10 protein-coding genes and 3 tRNA genes are annotated in these 13215 nt (G+C 67.7%); 10 read left to right on the top strand and 3 right to left on the bottom strand.

Annotated elements, in window-relative coordinates; all coding sequences use genetic code 11:
* Nucleotides 1-3: 3 nt before the first annotated feature.
* The 5 genes from FIU88_RS01315 to FIU88_RS01335 all read left to right on the top strand — a co-directional run bounded on the left by FIU88_RS01315 (nucleotide 4) and on the right by FIU88_RS01335 (nucleotide 1869).
* On the top strand, nucleotides 4-276 hold the full coding sequence (locus tag FIU88_RS01315; RefSeq protein WP_152477897.1) for an oxidative damage protection protein: 273 nt from the start codon (nucleotides 4-6) through the stop codon (nucleotides 274-276).
* A 93-nt stretch (nucleotides 277-369) separates the two neighbouring features.
* Nucleotides 370-445: transfer RNA gene (locus tag FIU88_RS01320), tRNA-Phe, on the top strand.
* Between the two features lie 3 nt (nucleotides 446-448).
* Nucleotides 449-523: transfer RNA gene (locus FIU88_RS01325), tRNA-Gln, on the top strand.
* A 95-nt stretch (nucleotides 524-618) separates the two neighbouring features.
* Nucleotides 619-694: transfer RNA gene (locus tag FIU88_RS01330), tRNA-Thr, on the top strand.
* Nucleotides 695-1197: 503 nt separating this feature from the next.
* The gene (locus FIU88_RS01335; protein WP_152477898.1) at nucleotides 1198-1869 is read left to right on the top strand and encodes a DUF2726 domain-containing protein; all 672 of its coding nucleotides are present in this window, start codon (nucleotides 1198-1200) and stop codon (nucleotides 1867-1869) included.
* A 1-nt stretch (nucleotide 1870) separates the two neighbouring features.
* Here FIU88_RS01335 and FIU88_RS01340 read toward each other — a convergent pair whose 3' ends face one another.
* The gene (locus tag FIU88_RS01340) at nucleotides 1871-2344 is read right to left on the bottom strand and encodes a hypothetical protein (protein ID WP_152477899.1); all 474 of its coding nucleotides are present in this window, start codon (nucleotides 2342-2344) and stop codon (nucleotides 1871-1873) included.
* Between the two features lie 386 nt (nucleotides 2345-2730).
* Nucleotides 2731-4410, bottom strand: coding sequence for a diguanylate cyclase (locus FIU88_RS01345; RefSeq protein ID WP_152477900.1), 1680 nt, complete (start codon nucleotides 4408-4410; stop codon nucleotides 2731-2733).
* Between the two features lie 333 nt (nucleotides 4411-4743).
* Here FIU88_RS01345 and paoA point away from each other — a divergent pair, with 333 nt between their 5' ends.
* The 5 genes from paoA (at nucleotide 4744) to FIU88_RS01370 (ending at nucleotide 10596) form a co-directional block, all read left to right on the top strand.
* The gene (gene paoA / locus FIU88_RS01350; RefSeq protein ID WP_152477901.1) at nucleotides 4744-5394 is read left to right on the top strand and encodes an aldehyde dehydrogenase iron-sulfur subunit PaoA; all 651 of its coding nucleotides are present in this window, start codon (nucleotides 4744-4746) and stop codon (nucleotides 5392-5394) included.
* Nucleotides 5391-6341, top strand: a complete 951-nt coding sequence (locus FIU88_RS01355; RefSeq protein WP_152477902.1) for a xanthine dehydrogenase family protein subunit M — start codon at nucleotides 5391-5393, stop codon at nucleotides 6339-6341. The genes paoA and FIU88_RS01355 overlap by 4 nt, the downstream gene beginning before the upstream one ends.
* A gap of 3 nt (nucleotides 6342-6344) precedes the next feature.
* Entirely contained in the window at nucleotides 6345-8528 is a 2184-nt protein-coding gene (gene paoC, locus FIU88_RS01360) for an aldehyde oxidoreductase molybdenum-binding subunit PaoC (RefSeq protein WP_152477903.1), read from the top strand.
* Between the two features lie 332 nt (nucleotides 8529-8860).
* Nucleotides 8861-9859, top strand: a complete 999-nt coding sequence (gene thpD / locus FIU88_RS01365) for an ectoine hydroxylase (protein ID WP_152477904.1) — start codon at nucleotides 8861-8863, stop codon at nucleotides 9857-9859.
* 71 nt (nucleotides 9860-9930) lie between these two features.
* A complete protein-coding gene (locus tag FIU88_RS01370; protein ID WP_152477905.1) occupies nucleotides 9931-10596 on the top strand; it encodes a fumarylacetoacetate hydrolase family protein in 666 nt (221 codons plus the stop codon).
* 103 nt (nucleotides 10597-10699) lie between these two features.
* On the opposite strand, the gene FIU88_RS01375 is transcribed toward FIU88_RS01370, so the two are convergent.
* Nucleotides 10700-13042: a glucose/quinate/shikimate family membrane-bound PQQ-dependent dehydrogenase gene (locus FIU88_RS01375; protein WP_152477906.1), complete on the bottom strand. Its 2343-nt coding sequence runs from the start codon at nucleotides 13040-13042 to the stop codon at nucleotides 10700-10702.
* Nucleotides 13043-13215: the final 173 nt, after the last annotated feature.

A 13215-nucleotide genomic window follows, 5' to 3' on the forward strand; every position in this document is an offset into this window, starting at 1 on the left:
CCGATGAGCCAGACCGTCTTCTGCCGCAAGTACCAGCAAGAACTCGAGGCCCTGCCGTTTCCGCCGCTGCCCGGCAAGAAGGGCCAGGAGATCCAGGCCAGCGTCTCGAAGCAGGCCTGGGAGGAGTGGCAGGCCCTGCAGACCCGCCTGATCAACGAGAAGCACCTCAACATGCTCGAGCCCTCGGCCCGCGAGTACCTGATGAAGCAGCTGGAGCGCTTCCTCGATAACGAGCAGACCGATCAGGCGGAAGGCTACGTGCCGCCCGAAAAGTAGGCGTGACGGGGCCTGCGGCCGTCTTCCAACTTTTTGAATCGAAAAGAGTTGACGACGGCGGGCCATTACGGTTTAATACGCACCGTTGGCGAGGGCCAGATAGCTCAGTCGGTAGAGCAGGGGATTGAAAATCCCCGTGTCGGCGGTTCGATTCCGTCTCTGGCCACCACGTTGGGGTATAGCCAAGCGGTAAGGCACCGGTTTTTGGTATCGGCATGCGCAGGTTCGAATCCTGCTACCCCAGCCACGCCAACATAAGTTTTCGAGAAGCCGTGAACGAAGGTTCACGGTTTTTCTCGCTCAGGAGGGCACGCTCCTCCTGCAGTGGTTGCAAGCGCCGTTGCCGGCATAGCTCAGTTGGTAGAGCAACTGACTTGTAATCAGTAGGTCCCGGGTTCGACTCCTGGTGCCGGCACCATTTGCTTTCACTGTGTTAGCGACATGAGAACCGCCCCTCGAAGGCGGTTTTTTGTGTCTGCACGATGCGTCGCGCAACTATCCCCAGCCCCTTCGCCGGCGGCGGGTGTGGATATCCTTCCTTCGGGCAAAAAAACGGCCCGCCAGACGGCGAGCCGGAATCTCGGCATTTCCCAAGCCAGATCCATATCACGTGTCACCTCGTGATAGGGCCCATCCTATCCTCGGATTCTTGCAGCCGTGTGACGGCCGGCAAGCCTGAGCCGCATCATCGTGCCGAGCAGGCCGTGACGGCGCCTGTGAAGTCGCTGTGGCGGCGCTCACGCCTTTCTCTATTATCCCCCTGTCTGTGCCCGTTCGGCCGCGCCACGTTGTCACAGCATCCGGTGGCGGCTAAATTACCTTCAGTCTTGATGCCCGATAGGGCCGACGGGAAGAGTGCTTGCGTCGAGCGTGTCATCACCTGGCTGTGGACAACGACGATAAACCACGGAGGGACGGGCCATGGAACAGGCCATGCAGGAACTCACGAACACTGCCGTGACGTTCGCCATCTACGGGGCGCTGTTTATGGCAGCCCTCACCATCCTCAGGATCATCTTCTACCGCTCCTCCCTCGGTAAGCTGCTGGGCTCGGTAAACAGGCGCCGACGCGATCGGCGTCGCCGGAAGGCCGAGGATGCCTCCCAACCACCCAAAGTGCCGGTGGTGAACCCCGAAGCCAAGCGAGAGAAAAGCGACCGGAACTACTCGGAAGAACTGATGGACCAGGGCGATGCTTATATCGCTCGTACCCACCTGATGACCCCAACCGAGCGTGACGTCTTCAAGGTGCTAGAAAAGGCCTATGGGGACAAGTACCACATCTTCTGCCAAGTTCGCGTTGTGGATATCATCCAGCCCAATGCCTCGAAGTATTACGCCAAAAGCAGAGAGTATATGTCGCTTTTCAGGCAGCTTTCGCAATGGCACTTTGATTATGTGCTGTGTCATCGAGAAGGCTTTAAGGTTTTCTGTGCGCTAGAGCTGGATGATCCAAGCCATGAACGGCCAGATCGTATGAAGCGCGACCGTATTATTAACAGGGTTTGCAAAGAGGCTGGTCTAAGGCTCGAAAGAATGGTCGTTGATCACCGGAGCCAAGAAGTTCGACTAGTGGATAAGGCTGAGTCCTGACTCAAGGCGAGTGTTGATAACGAACAACACGGCTTTCACAAATCAGTGCCTGATGGGCTTCTTGCGTTCCGTTGGGGTGTTGCCAGTAAAGCATTTCGCAGCCTTGGCCATCTGAGTTGAGGTTGACCCGGCGAGTGTTTGGCTCGCCAAGTATCGCAATGGCCTTGTGCCTGGACATGCCTTCCAGCAGATAGCCGCCGGCAGATGCCCTTGCCTCAAGATGGGGCTTTAGAGGGTTAGCAAAATGCTCCATCACGATTGCCGAGAGATCCACCGGTGGACGCCTGCTGTCACCACCCATGGTCGAGAGGTTGTCGAGATCCGGCACCTCACTGGCAGCAGAACCAGCATCCGATCCTGTGCAGGGACGATCCTGGTAACGGGTGTCACCCTCGACCTCGCACTTGTAGACCTGGGCATTAGCAGAAAATGGCAGCACGGCCGCGACAAACAGCAGCAAGGCGGGAGCGATCATCCCTGATCTCCAGGCAGACTCTTTAGACCTAAGAAAATCTAGCACAAGCCCCGAAAAGCGGTAGGCCATCATCTGCGCGTGTGGCTTGTTTCCTGCAGCCATAAAAAAGCCCGCCGGGGCTGGCGGGCAATAAGGGACTTACAGGACAGGGAACTCAGTAAGTGTGCTAACTATATCGCCACGGCCCGGTGCTGCCCATCCAAGAATCTGTATGGCCCCGTTAGGCTGTGGCTATCGGCTCGCCGGGGCCGCCGCGGGGGCAAAAAAATGGCCCGCCACGGGGCGAGCCAAGTGCTGGAAGTTTCCGAAGTCGAGTCACGAAGCCCGTCGTGACGCCATCATCGTAGTCGCGCGTCGTTACCGCACGATGACACGGCCCGTGGCCCCTACAAGCTGCTGACCAGGTCGCGCCCGCTGCGCTTGGCGGTGTAGAGGGCGGTGTCGGCGCGCTTGAACAGGTTCGAGAAGGATTCGCCCGCGATGTGCTCGCTGACGCCGCCGCTGACGGTGACGCCGAGGCGCTGGCCGCTCTCGAGCGTGACGCCGCCGGCGCTCACGTGCTCGCGCACCCGCTCCATGGCCGAGGCCGCTTCCGGGGCGCGCGTGCCGCGCATCACCACCACGAATTCCTCGCCGCCGGTGCGCGCCACCGTGTCGCCCTCGCGCAGGCATTCGGACACCCGGCCGCTCAGCCACTGGAGCACGGCGTCGCCGGCGTCGTGGCCGTGCCGGTCGTTGACCTGCTTGAAGTGGTCGATGTCGAGCACGGCGAGCGAGAAGGGCTCGTCGCGGGTGTCGTGGGCCTGGATCAGCGTCTCGACGTGCTGGTCCAGATAGGCGCGGTTGGGCAGGCCGGTCAGGTAGTCGCGCAGCGCCTTGTCGGCCATGCGGTCGAGCTCCTGGCGTACCTGCTCGAGCTCGGCCTCGTCGGTGATCACGCGCTCCACCGCGTCGGCGATCAGCCGCACCAGCTCGATCTCCATCTGGTCGAAGGGTTCCTGGCGGGGCTGGGCGCTGGAGAAGTTGAGCGTGCCCCAGATCTCGCCGTTGAGGCGCAGCGGGGCGCCGATGTAGCTCTCCAGGCCGAAGGCCTGATAGCAGGGATGGCCGCTGACGCGCGGATCCTTGCCGGCCTCGGCGGTGTGGTAGATGCCCCCGGCGTCCAGCATCAGCCGGCAGTAGGTGTTGCCCAGCTCGAAGGTGTCGTCGGTCGAGATGTCGGCGATGTCGGAGGCGGCCCACTTGACGATGTACTGCTCGTCGATGATGCGGCTGACCAGGCCGATATCCAGCGACAGATAGGTCAGGGCGTCGCGCAGCAGGTGGTCGATGATCTCGTCGGTGCCGATGTCGGTGCGGTTCACGCCGCTGTGCACGTCGCGCAGCAGCTGGATGATGGCGCGGTACTCGGAGATGTCCTGGACGATGGCGTAGAAGCCGATCACCTCGCCCTCCAGGAAGTCGGGGATGTAGTGCACCTTGAAGTAGAAGGCGCGGCCATCGGCCAGCGTCAGGTGGTCCTCGAAGGTGACGTCCTCGCCCGCCAGCACCCTGTCCAGGCGCGGCTGGATTTGCGCGTAGGAGCCGTCGTCCATCACCGTGGCGATCGGCTGGCCGTAGAGCGTCTCGCGGTCGATGCCGATGAAGTTCTCGTAGGCCTGGTTGGTGAGGCGGAAGCGCAGGTCCTGATCGATGTAGGTCACGAGTACCGGCAGCTGATCGGCGAGCCGGCCGACGATGCCCTGGTCGACCTTCAGCGCCGACGTCAGCTTGATGACGAAGCTGCCGTCGGCCAGGCCATAGTAGCTGCCGGCGCCGTCCTCGAAGCCCCAGGTCTCGCCGGGGCGGATCTCGCGCCGGGCCAGGCTCTCGGCCACGGCGCCGCCGAGCTGGGCGCGGATGTCCTTGAGCTCGCTCAGTGCCATGCCGATCAGCGCTGATGGGTCGCGGGCCAGCAGCGTCTGGGTGTCCCCCAGGGCATCGATGATGCGCTGCTCGCGCGAGATATGCAGATAGGCGGAATGCGAGAGGCTCAGCACCTCTTCCCACCAGGCCGGTTGTGTCACGACGCCCTCTCTCCTTGTCGATACGTCCATCTCCAGCCCCTCACTCTGCCCCTGTCGCAGGCTAACGTCCAATCGGCATTGCCGGGACATGCCCCGGGCGATGGCCCGTTAACGGCGATGGTTCGTGGGCGACGCCCCGCACTGCTACCTTCGTTGAGGGCGCGGCGTCATGGGCGCCGCCGCGATACATGAGCTCGATTCATGGAATTTATGACCCGGGGCGAGGTTTTCATCCCGGGCGATGTCACTAGGCTGTCTCTGTATATGACCAGCCGCCGTGTGATCCGAACAAGCGTTTAACGATAACGGAACCGAGACCGACAGGACCTAGCCATGAGCCCTCCCATCAGATTCGAGATGCGTCGAAGGACCTTCCTGGCGGGCACCGCCAGCGCGGTTGTCGCCACCAACATTCCCTGGAGCGCCAGGGCCCAGGCCGTGTCCGGCGAGGCCGCCGCGCCCGTGGGGCCGGAGCAGACCACCGTCACCCTCGACGTCAACGGCGAGCCCCGCCGGCTGGTGGTCGACAACCGCACCACGCTGCTCGACGTGCTGCGCGAGCACCTGCGGCTGACCGGCACCAAGAAGGGCTGCGACCACGGCCAGTGCGGCGCCTGCACGGTGTCGGTGAACGGCGAGCGGATCAATGCCTGCCTCAGCCTGGCGGTGATGCACGAGGGCGACGAGGTGACCACCATCGAGGGCGTCGGCACGGCCGAGCGGCTCGACCCGATGCAGCAGGCCTTCCTCGACCACGACGGCTTCCAGTGCGGCTACTGCACGCCCGGGCAGATCTGCTCGGCCAAGGCGGTGCTGCAGGAGATCCAGGACGGCGTGCCGAGCCACGTCACCGGCGACCTGACCGCCCGCATCGAGGCCACCGAGGCCGAGATCCGCGAGCGCATGTCCGGCAACATCTGCCGCTGCGGCGCCTACTCCAACATCCTGCACGCCATCACCCAGGTCGCGGAGGACGGCGCATGAGAGCCTTTTCCTACGAGCGCGCCACCGCGCCGGAGCAGGCCGCGGCCCGCGCGGCCGAGGTCGAGGGTGCCCGCTTCATCGCCGGCGGCACCAACCTGCTCGACCTGATGAAGCTCGAGATCGAGACCCCGGTGCACCTGATCGACGTGCGCGGCACCGGGCTCGACGAGATCACCGCCACCGACGAGGGCGGGCTGCGCATCGGCGCGCTGGTCAGCAACACCGCGCTGGCCGCCGACGAGCGGGTGCGGCGCGACTACGGCGTGCTGACCCGCGCCCTGGTGGCCGGCGCCTCGGGCCAGCTGCGCAACAAGGCCACCACCGGCGGCAACCTGCTGCAGCGCACCCGCTGCCCCTACTTCTACGACACCGCCATGCCCTGCAACAAGCGCAACCCCGGCAGCGGCTGCGCGGCGCTGGGGGAGGGCGCCTTCTCGCGTCAGCTCGGCATCATCGGCACCTCGGACGCCTGCATCGCCACCCATCCCTCGGACATGGCCGTCGCCATGCGCGCGCTGGACGCCGAGGTCGAGACCGTCACGCCCTCGGGCGCCTCGCGCCGCATCCCGCTGGACGAGTTCTATCGCCTGCCCGGCGATACCCCGGAGGTGGAGAACGCGCTGATGCCGGGCGAGTTGATCACCGCGGTGAGGCTGCCGGCGCCGGTGGGCGGCCATCAGGCCTACCACAAGGTGCGCGACCGGGCCTCCTACGCCTTCGCGCTGGTCTCGGTGGCGCTGGTGCGCCGGCCGGACGGCAGCGGGCGCGTGGCGCTGGGCGGCGTGGCGCCCCAGCCGTGGCGTCGCGCCCGGGCCGATGCCGAGCTGCCGAACGGCGCCGGGGCCGTGATGTCACGTCTGCTCGATGGCGCGCGTCCGACCGAAGAGAACGCTTTCAAGATCCGGCTGGCCGAACGCACGCTCGCCGCCATGCTGGCCGAGGGGTGATCCATGGACTTCCATCAACCGACCGACGACAACCTCTTCGACCGCGCGACCGTGATCGGCAAGCCCCACGCGCGCATCGACGGCATCCTCAAGGTGACCGGCAGCGCGCCCTACGCCTACGAGCGCCATGACGCGATCGAGGGCCAGCTCTACGGCTATCCGGTGGGCTCGACCATCGCCAAGGGGCGGGTCGTGGCCATCGACGCCGACGCGGCGCGCCAGGCGCCCGGCGTGCGCGGCGTGATCACCACGCTGCAGATCGACCCGCTGGGCATCTGGAACTACAACGTCGCCCGGCTGTTCGGCGGCGATGCCATCGAGCACTATCACCAGGCGATCGCCGTGGTGGTGGCCGAGACCTTCGAGCAGGCCCGGGCGGCCGCGGCGCTGGTCGAGGCGCGCTACGAGGAAGACCCGGTCGACGTCGACCTCGAGGCCGGCTGGCGGCGCCTGCAGGGCAGCGGCGAGCCCTCGGCCCTGGTGGGCGACGTCGATGCGGCCTTCGCCGCGGCCCCGGTCACGCTGGACGAGATGTACCACACCCCGTCGCAGACCCACGCCATGATGGAGCCCCACGCCTCGATCGTGGACTGGTCCGACGGCGGCCGCATGACGGTGTGGACCTCCAACCAGATGATCGAGTGGAACCGTCAGGCGCTGGCCACCACCTTCGGCATCGCGCCCGACCGCATCCGCGTCGAGAGCCCCTACATCGGCGGCGGCTTCGGCGGCAAGCTGTGGCTGCGCGCCGACGCGGTGCTGGCGGCGATCGGCTCCCGCGCGGTGGGCGCGCCGGTCAAGGTGGCGCTGCCGCGGCCCTTCGTGATCAACAACACCACCCACCGCAGCGCCACCGTGCAGCGCATCCGGCTGGCGGCCGATACCGACGGCAGGCTGACCGCCATCGAGCACGAGGCGGCCTCGCACACCCTGCCGGGCGGCCGCGGCGAGAACGCCACCGCCCAGACGCCGTTCTTCTACGCCGCGCCGAACCGCCGGGTGCGCCATCACCTGGTCGAGATGCACCTGCCCGAGGCCTCCGACATGCGCGCCCCGGGCGAGGCCTCCGGGCTGATGGCGCTGGAGATCGCCATGGACGAGATGGCGGAGAAGCTGGGCATGGACCCGGTGGCCTTCCGCATCGCCAACGACACCCAGGTCAATCCCAGCGACCCCTCGATCCCGTTCTCCGAGCGCCACTTCGTCGAATGCCTCGAGCGCGGCGCCGAGCGCTTCGGCTGGGCGGACCGCAACCGCACGCCGGGCGGCCGGCGCGAGGGCGACTGGCTGATCGGCCACGGCATGGCGGGCGCCTTCCGCGGCGCGCTGACGCTCAACTCCGGGGCGCGGGTGCGGCTGGTGGGCGGCCGGCTGATCGTCGAGACCGACATGACCGACATCGGCACCGGCTCCTACACCATCATCGCCCAGACCGCGGCGGAGACCATGGGGCTGTCGCTCGGCGAGGTCGAGGTGCGGCTGGGCAACAGCGCCTATCCGGTGTCGTCCGGCTCGGGCGGCCAGTTCGGTGCGGCGAGCTCCACCGCCGGCGTCTACGCCGCCTGCCTGGCGCTGCAGGAGGCCGTCGCCGAGCGCCTGGGCGCCGAGTCGCCGCGCTTCGAGAACGGCCGGGTGACGGCGGACGGCCTGGACCTGGCCCTGGGCGAGGTCGCCGACGGCGCCGAGCTGGTCGGCGAGGACACCATCCGCTTCGGCGACTTCAAGCAGGGCCTGCAGATGGGCACCTTCGGCGCCCACTTCGTCGAGGTCGGCGTCCACGTCGCCACCGGCGAGACGCGCATCCGCCGCATGCTGGCGGTGTGCGACGCGGGCCGCATCCTCAACCCGATCACCGCGCGCAGCCAGGTGATCGGCGGCATGGTGATGGGCGTCGGCGGGGCGCTGTCGGAGGAGCTCGCGGTCGACCTCGAGCGCGGCTTCTTCGCCAACCACGACCTGGCCGGCTACGAGGTGGCGGTGCACGCCGACATCCCGCATCAGGAGGTGCTCTTCCTCGACACCCTGGACGCGGCCTCCACGCCGCTGAAGGCCAAGGGCGTCGGCGAGCTGGGCATCTGCGGCGTGGCGGCGGCCATCGCCAACGCCGCCTACAACGCCACCGGGGTGCGGGTGCGCGACTACCCGATCACCCTGGAGCGCATGATCGACCGCCTGCCCGAGGTCTGACGACCGCCGGCGCCGGACGCAAAAAAGCCCGCCCCGAGAGGGGCGGGCCAACCTCGCATCTGGTGTGATGCGTGCTCTGCCTGATCACGAGCTCGCCTCGTGATGTCGCCTATCCTGGCACCGGTTTCTTGCAACGAGATGACGACAGGCGACGCGGCATCCGTCTGGCGTCGCCCCCCTTCGGCGGGTCGGGAGCTCGCCCCGCCTTGAAACCCCGGCGAGACGTCGCCAGGGTAGAGGGTCGGGGGCCTTGCGGCCCCCGCCGTGCGGCTGACCGCCGTCGGTAGCGAGATCGAATCTGAACCCCATTCCGACTGCAAAGGAGGTAGTGGATGTCAGTGCAGACATCGTCCGACCGACCGCTTCATCAGGCGACCCCGTTCGATATCGTCGATTCCCCGGATCCCCAGAGCCGGGTGCGCAGCGCCCCGCGCCCCGGCGAGGACCCGTATCCCACCCGGCTGTCCGAGCCCCTCGACCTGCCCTGGCTGAGCCGCCGGGAGCCGGTGGTGAAGGGCCGCGACCGCCAGGGCCCGCTCTCCGCGGCGCAGCTCGATGCGTTCGAGCGCCAGGGCTTCCTGTTCGAGCCCGACTTCCTCGCGGGCGACGAGCTCGACGAGCTGCGCCGGGAGCTCCAGGGGCTGCTCGACCACGACGCCTATCGCGGGCGCGACTTCAGCGTCACCGAGCCCCGGGGCAACGAGATCCGCTCGCTGTTCGCCGTGCACTTCCTGTCCAGGCTCTTCGGCCGCCTGGCCCATGACCCGCGCCTGACCGGCCGCGCGCGGCAGATCCTCGGCGGCGAGCCCTACGTGCATCAGTCGCGCATCAACTACAAGCCGGGCTTCGAGGGGCAGGGCTTCAACTGGCACTCCGACTTCGAGACCTGGCACGCCGAGGACGGCATGCCGGCCATGCACGCGGTGAGCGCCTCCATCGTGCTGACCGACAATCACGACTTCAACGGCCCGCTGATGCTGGTGCCGGGCTCCCATCGGGTGTTCGTGCCCTGCCTGGGCGAGACGCCGGAGGACAACCACAAGCAGTCGCTCAAGACCCAGCAGGTCGGCGTGCCGGGCCGCGAGGCGCTGCGCCGGCTGATCGAGCGTCACGGCATCGAGGCGCCCACCGGGGCCGCCGGCGGGCTGCTGCTGTTCGACTGCAACACCCTGCACGGCTCCAACGCCAACATGTCGCCGGACCCGCGCAGCAATGCCTTCTTCGTCTACAACCGCCGCGACAATCGCTGCGTCGAGCCCTACGCCGCCGGCAGGCGCCGCCCGCGCTTCCTGGCTCACGATCCCGACGAGCGGTGGACGCCGGAGGCCTGACGCCGACGGGCCGGCACGCGTAGACTGAGGGCAGAGCCGTTTCCGTTCCGTCAGCCAGGAGTCGCGTCGTCATGCGTTTCGTTCCCCGTTTCACCGATGGCCGGGCCTTCCCGCAGCCGCTGGGCAAGATCGTCTGCGTCGGCCGCAACTACGCCGATCATGCCCGGGAGCTCGACAACCCGGTGCCCGACGAGCCGCTGCTGTTCATCAAGCCGGCCACCAGCGCGGCCCGCCTCGAGGAGACGATCGACGCCCCCTTCGCCCGCGGCGAGGTGCACTTCGAGACCGAGCTGGCGCTGCTGGTGGGCGAGACGCTGAAGGATGCCGGTGCCGCCGAGGCCGAGCGGGCCATCGCCGGCATCGGCCTGGCGCTGGACCTGACCCTGCGCGACGTCCAGGGCAAGCTGAAGGACAAGGGCCATCCCTGGGAGGTGGCCAAGGGCTTCGACGGCGCCTGCCCGCTGTCGGTCTTCCTGCCGCTCAGCGAGGTGCCGAACTGGAGCGCCCTGGCCTTCACCCTGGCGGTGGACGGCGAGGAGCGCCAGCACGGCCACGGTGCCGACATGCTGTTCCCGGTGCCGGAGCTGGTCGCCGAGATGAGCCGCCACTTCACCCTGGAGCCGGGCGATGTGGTGCTGACCGGCACCCCGGCCGGGGTGGGCGAGCTGCCGCGCGGCGCCGAGCTGCGCCTGTCGCTGACCGGCGGGCTGGAGATCGTGACGCGGGTCGCCGACTGAGGCGACGCCAGGGGCGGGCCCGATCAACGACGAGGCCCCCGCCGGCATCGCCGGCGGGGGCCTCGTCGCGTGAGGGCGCCTGCGCAGAGGCGCCCCTGGCCGGTTACTGCCGGGGCAGCTTGTAGGCCATCACGTAGTCACCGATGGTGGTGCCGATGGAGCCATGACCGCCCGCGACCTGGACGACCATCTGCTCGCCCTGGCTGTTGAGGTAGGTCATCGGCGTGGCCTGGCCGCCGGCCGGCAGGCGGGTTTCCCACAGCTGCTCGCCGGTCTCGAGGTCGTAGCCGCGCAGGTAGTTGTCCACGCTGGCGGCCATGAACACCACGCCGCTGTCGGTGATCATCGGGCCGCCGATGCCGGGCACGCCCATGCGGATCTTCAGAGGCAGCGCGGTCATGTCCTCGACGGTGCCGTTCTTGTGCTGCCAGGCGACCTCGCCGGTGCGCAGGTCGGCGCCGGCCACGTAGCCCCACGGGGGCTGCTGGCAGGGCACGCCGAACGGCGACAGGAAGGGCTTCATCTCGACGGCGTAGTCCGCGCCGGCGTTCTCGTTGAGGCCCTGCTCGCCCTGGTTGGTCTCACCCAGGTCGGCGCCGTCCTTCGGCACCAGGGTGGAGGTGAAGGCCAGGTAGAGCGGCATGCCGAACATCACCTGACGCTTCGGATCCACCGCCAGGCTGCCCCAGTTGAAGACGCCGAAGTTGCCCGGGAACACGATGGTGCCCTGCTCGGAGGGCGGCGTGTACTGGCCTTCGTAGCGCAGCGACTTGAACTGGATGCGGCACATCAGCTGGTCGAACGGCGTGGCGCCCCACATGTCCGCTTCGCGCAGGGTCGGCGGACGGAAGTTCAGGCCGGAGACCGGCTGGGTCTCGGAGGCGTAGTCGCCCTCGATGGTGCCCTGCGGGGCCGGCTGCTCGGAGATCGGGAAGATCGGCTCGCCGGTCTCGCGGTTCAGCACATAGACGTCGCCCTGCTTGGTGGGGATCACCAGCGCCGGTTGACGGCCTTCGTCGGTGTCGAGGTCGAGCAGGCTCGGCTGGGCCGGGGTGTCCATGTCCCACAGGTCGTGGTGCACGAACTGCTGGACCCACTCCACCTGACCGGTCTCGAGGCTCAGCGCCACCACGGAGGTCGCGTAGGTCTCCTCGGCCTCGCTGCGGTACATGCCGAGCTGGTCCGGGGTACGGTTGCCCATCGGGAAGTAGACCATGCCCAGCTCCTCGTCGGCGCTGGCGACCGACCAGCTGTTCGGCGAGCTGGTGCTGTAGACCTCGTCCGGGCCGATCGGGGCGGTCTCGTCCGGGTTGCCCGGATCCCAGTTCCACGCCAGTTCACCGGTCTTGACGTCGTAGGCGCGGATCACGCCGGACGGGGAGTTGACGGCGTAGTTGTCGTTGACCGCACCGGCGACCACGACCTTGCCATCGGCCACCACGGGGGGCGAGGTGGAGTAGTAGAAGCCGGACTGCTTGTACGGCATGTTGTGCATCAGGTCCAGCTCGCCGTTGTCGGCGAAGTTGGCGCAGCGCGCGCCGGTGGCCGGGTCGACGGCCAGCAGGCGGGCGTCGGAGGTCGGCATGAACAGCTGGGCGTCGCACTGGATGGCGGCCTGGTCCTCGGCCGGCGCGCCGGCGATCTGCACGTCGAGGCTGTCGGCATCGCCGTCGGCCGGCGGCAGGTAGGAGACGCCGCGGCAGGTCTGGTGCTGGCGCGAGCTCTCGGCCGGCGGCTTGGCGTCGTAGACCCACTGCTCCTCGCCGGTGTCGGCGTCGAGGGCGATCAGCAGGTTGTGCGGGGTGCACAGGAACAGCGAGTCGTCGATCTTGAGCGGGGTGACCTCGTAGGTGGTCTCGCCCACGTCGTCGGGCCCCTTCTCGTCGCCGGTCTGGTACTGCCAGGCCAGCTCCAGCTCGTTCACGTTCTCGGGCGTGATCTGTTCGAGCGGCGAGAAGCGCTGGCCCATGTTGCTGCGGCCGTAGGCGTGCCAGCTCTCTTCCGGGCTGTCGCCGAGATCGGGGTTCTGGTTGACCACCTCGCGGTTCAGCTCGCCGTCGATGCGGTGCTGGTCCACGGTCATGCTGGCCAGCAGGCCCACGCCGATGATGGCCCACACCGGCAGCAGCACGGCGGTGCCGAGGCGCGAGCCGCCCTTGGCCGGCCACAGCAGCGGGATGGCGAGCAGCAGGAAGATGCCGAGGCGCGGGGCCAGCGGCCACCAGTCATAGCCCGACTCCCACAGCGCCCAGGCCGCGGTCGCGACCAGGAACAGCGCATACAGCAGTTGGGCCTTGGGGCGGCGCGAGCGGGCCATGGCGCCGACCGCGATCAGCACGATGCCTGACAGGGCGTAGTACCAGCTGCCGTCGAGGGTGACCAGCCACAGGCCGCCCCCGAGCAGGGCCAGCCCCACCAGCCAGAAAATGAGGGAAAGTATGATCATGAACCCATGCTCCTTGCTCCTTGCGAGAAATACGTGACTCACCCCATGATAAATCATTAGGATGCAAATCAAAATGACATCGACAGAACGTCGCCCTGTGCCGACCCCGCCGGAACGACGTTCGCACACCTTCACGACGGTCTGGTGAAGGTGCGGCGTCGGGCGGGCTCGGT

The organism is Halomonas sp. THAF12 (assembly GCF_009363675.1).
Classification (GTDB): domain Bacteria; phylum Pseudomonadota; class Gammaproteobacteria; order Pseudomonadales; family Halomonadaceae; genus Halomonas; species Halomonas smyrnensis.

Excerpts from the sequence above, each read along its gene's own strand:
- FIU88_RS01315 (WP_152477897.1), top strand. The coding sequence starts at position 4 with ATGAGCCAGACCGTCTTCTGCCGCAAGTACCAGCAAGAACTCGAGGCC.
- FIU88_RS01335 (WP_152477898.1), top strand. The coding sequence starts at position 1,198 with ATGGAACAGGCCATGCAGGAACTCACGAACACTGCCGTGACGTTCGCC.
- FIU88_RS01340 (WP_152477899.1), bottom strand. The coding sequence starts at position 2,344 with ATGATCGCTCCCGCCTTGCTGCTGTTTGTCGCGGCCGTGCTGCCATTT.
- paoA (WP_152477901.1), top strand. The coding sequence starts at position 4,744 with ATGAGCCCTCCCATCAGATTCGAGATGCGTCGAAGGACCTTCCTGGCG.
- FIU88_RS01355 (WP_152477902.1), top strand. The coding sequence starts at position 5,391 with ATGAGAGCCTTTTCCTACGAGCGCGCCACCGCGCCGGAGCAGGCCGCG.
- paoC (WP_152477903.1), top strand. The coding sequence starts at position 6,345 with ATGGACTTCCATCAACCGACCGACGACAACCTCTTCGACCGCGCGACC.
- thpD (WP_152477904.1), top strand. The coding sequence starts at position 8,861 with ATGTCAGTGCAGACATCGTCCGACCGACCGCTTCATCAGGCGACCCCG.
- FIU88_RS01370 (WP_152477905.1), top strand. The coding sequence starts at position 9,931 with ATGCGTTTCGTTCCCCGTTTCACCGATGGCCGGGCCTTCCCGCAGCCG.
- FIU88_RS01375 (WP_152477906.1), bottom strand. The coding sequence starts at position 13,042 with ATGATCATACTTTCCCTCATTTTCTGGCTGGTGGGGCTGGCCCTGCTC.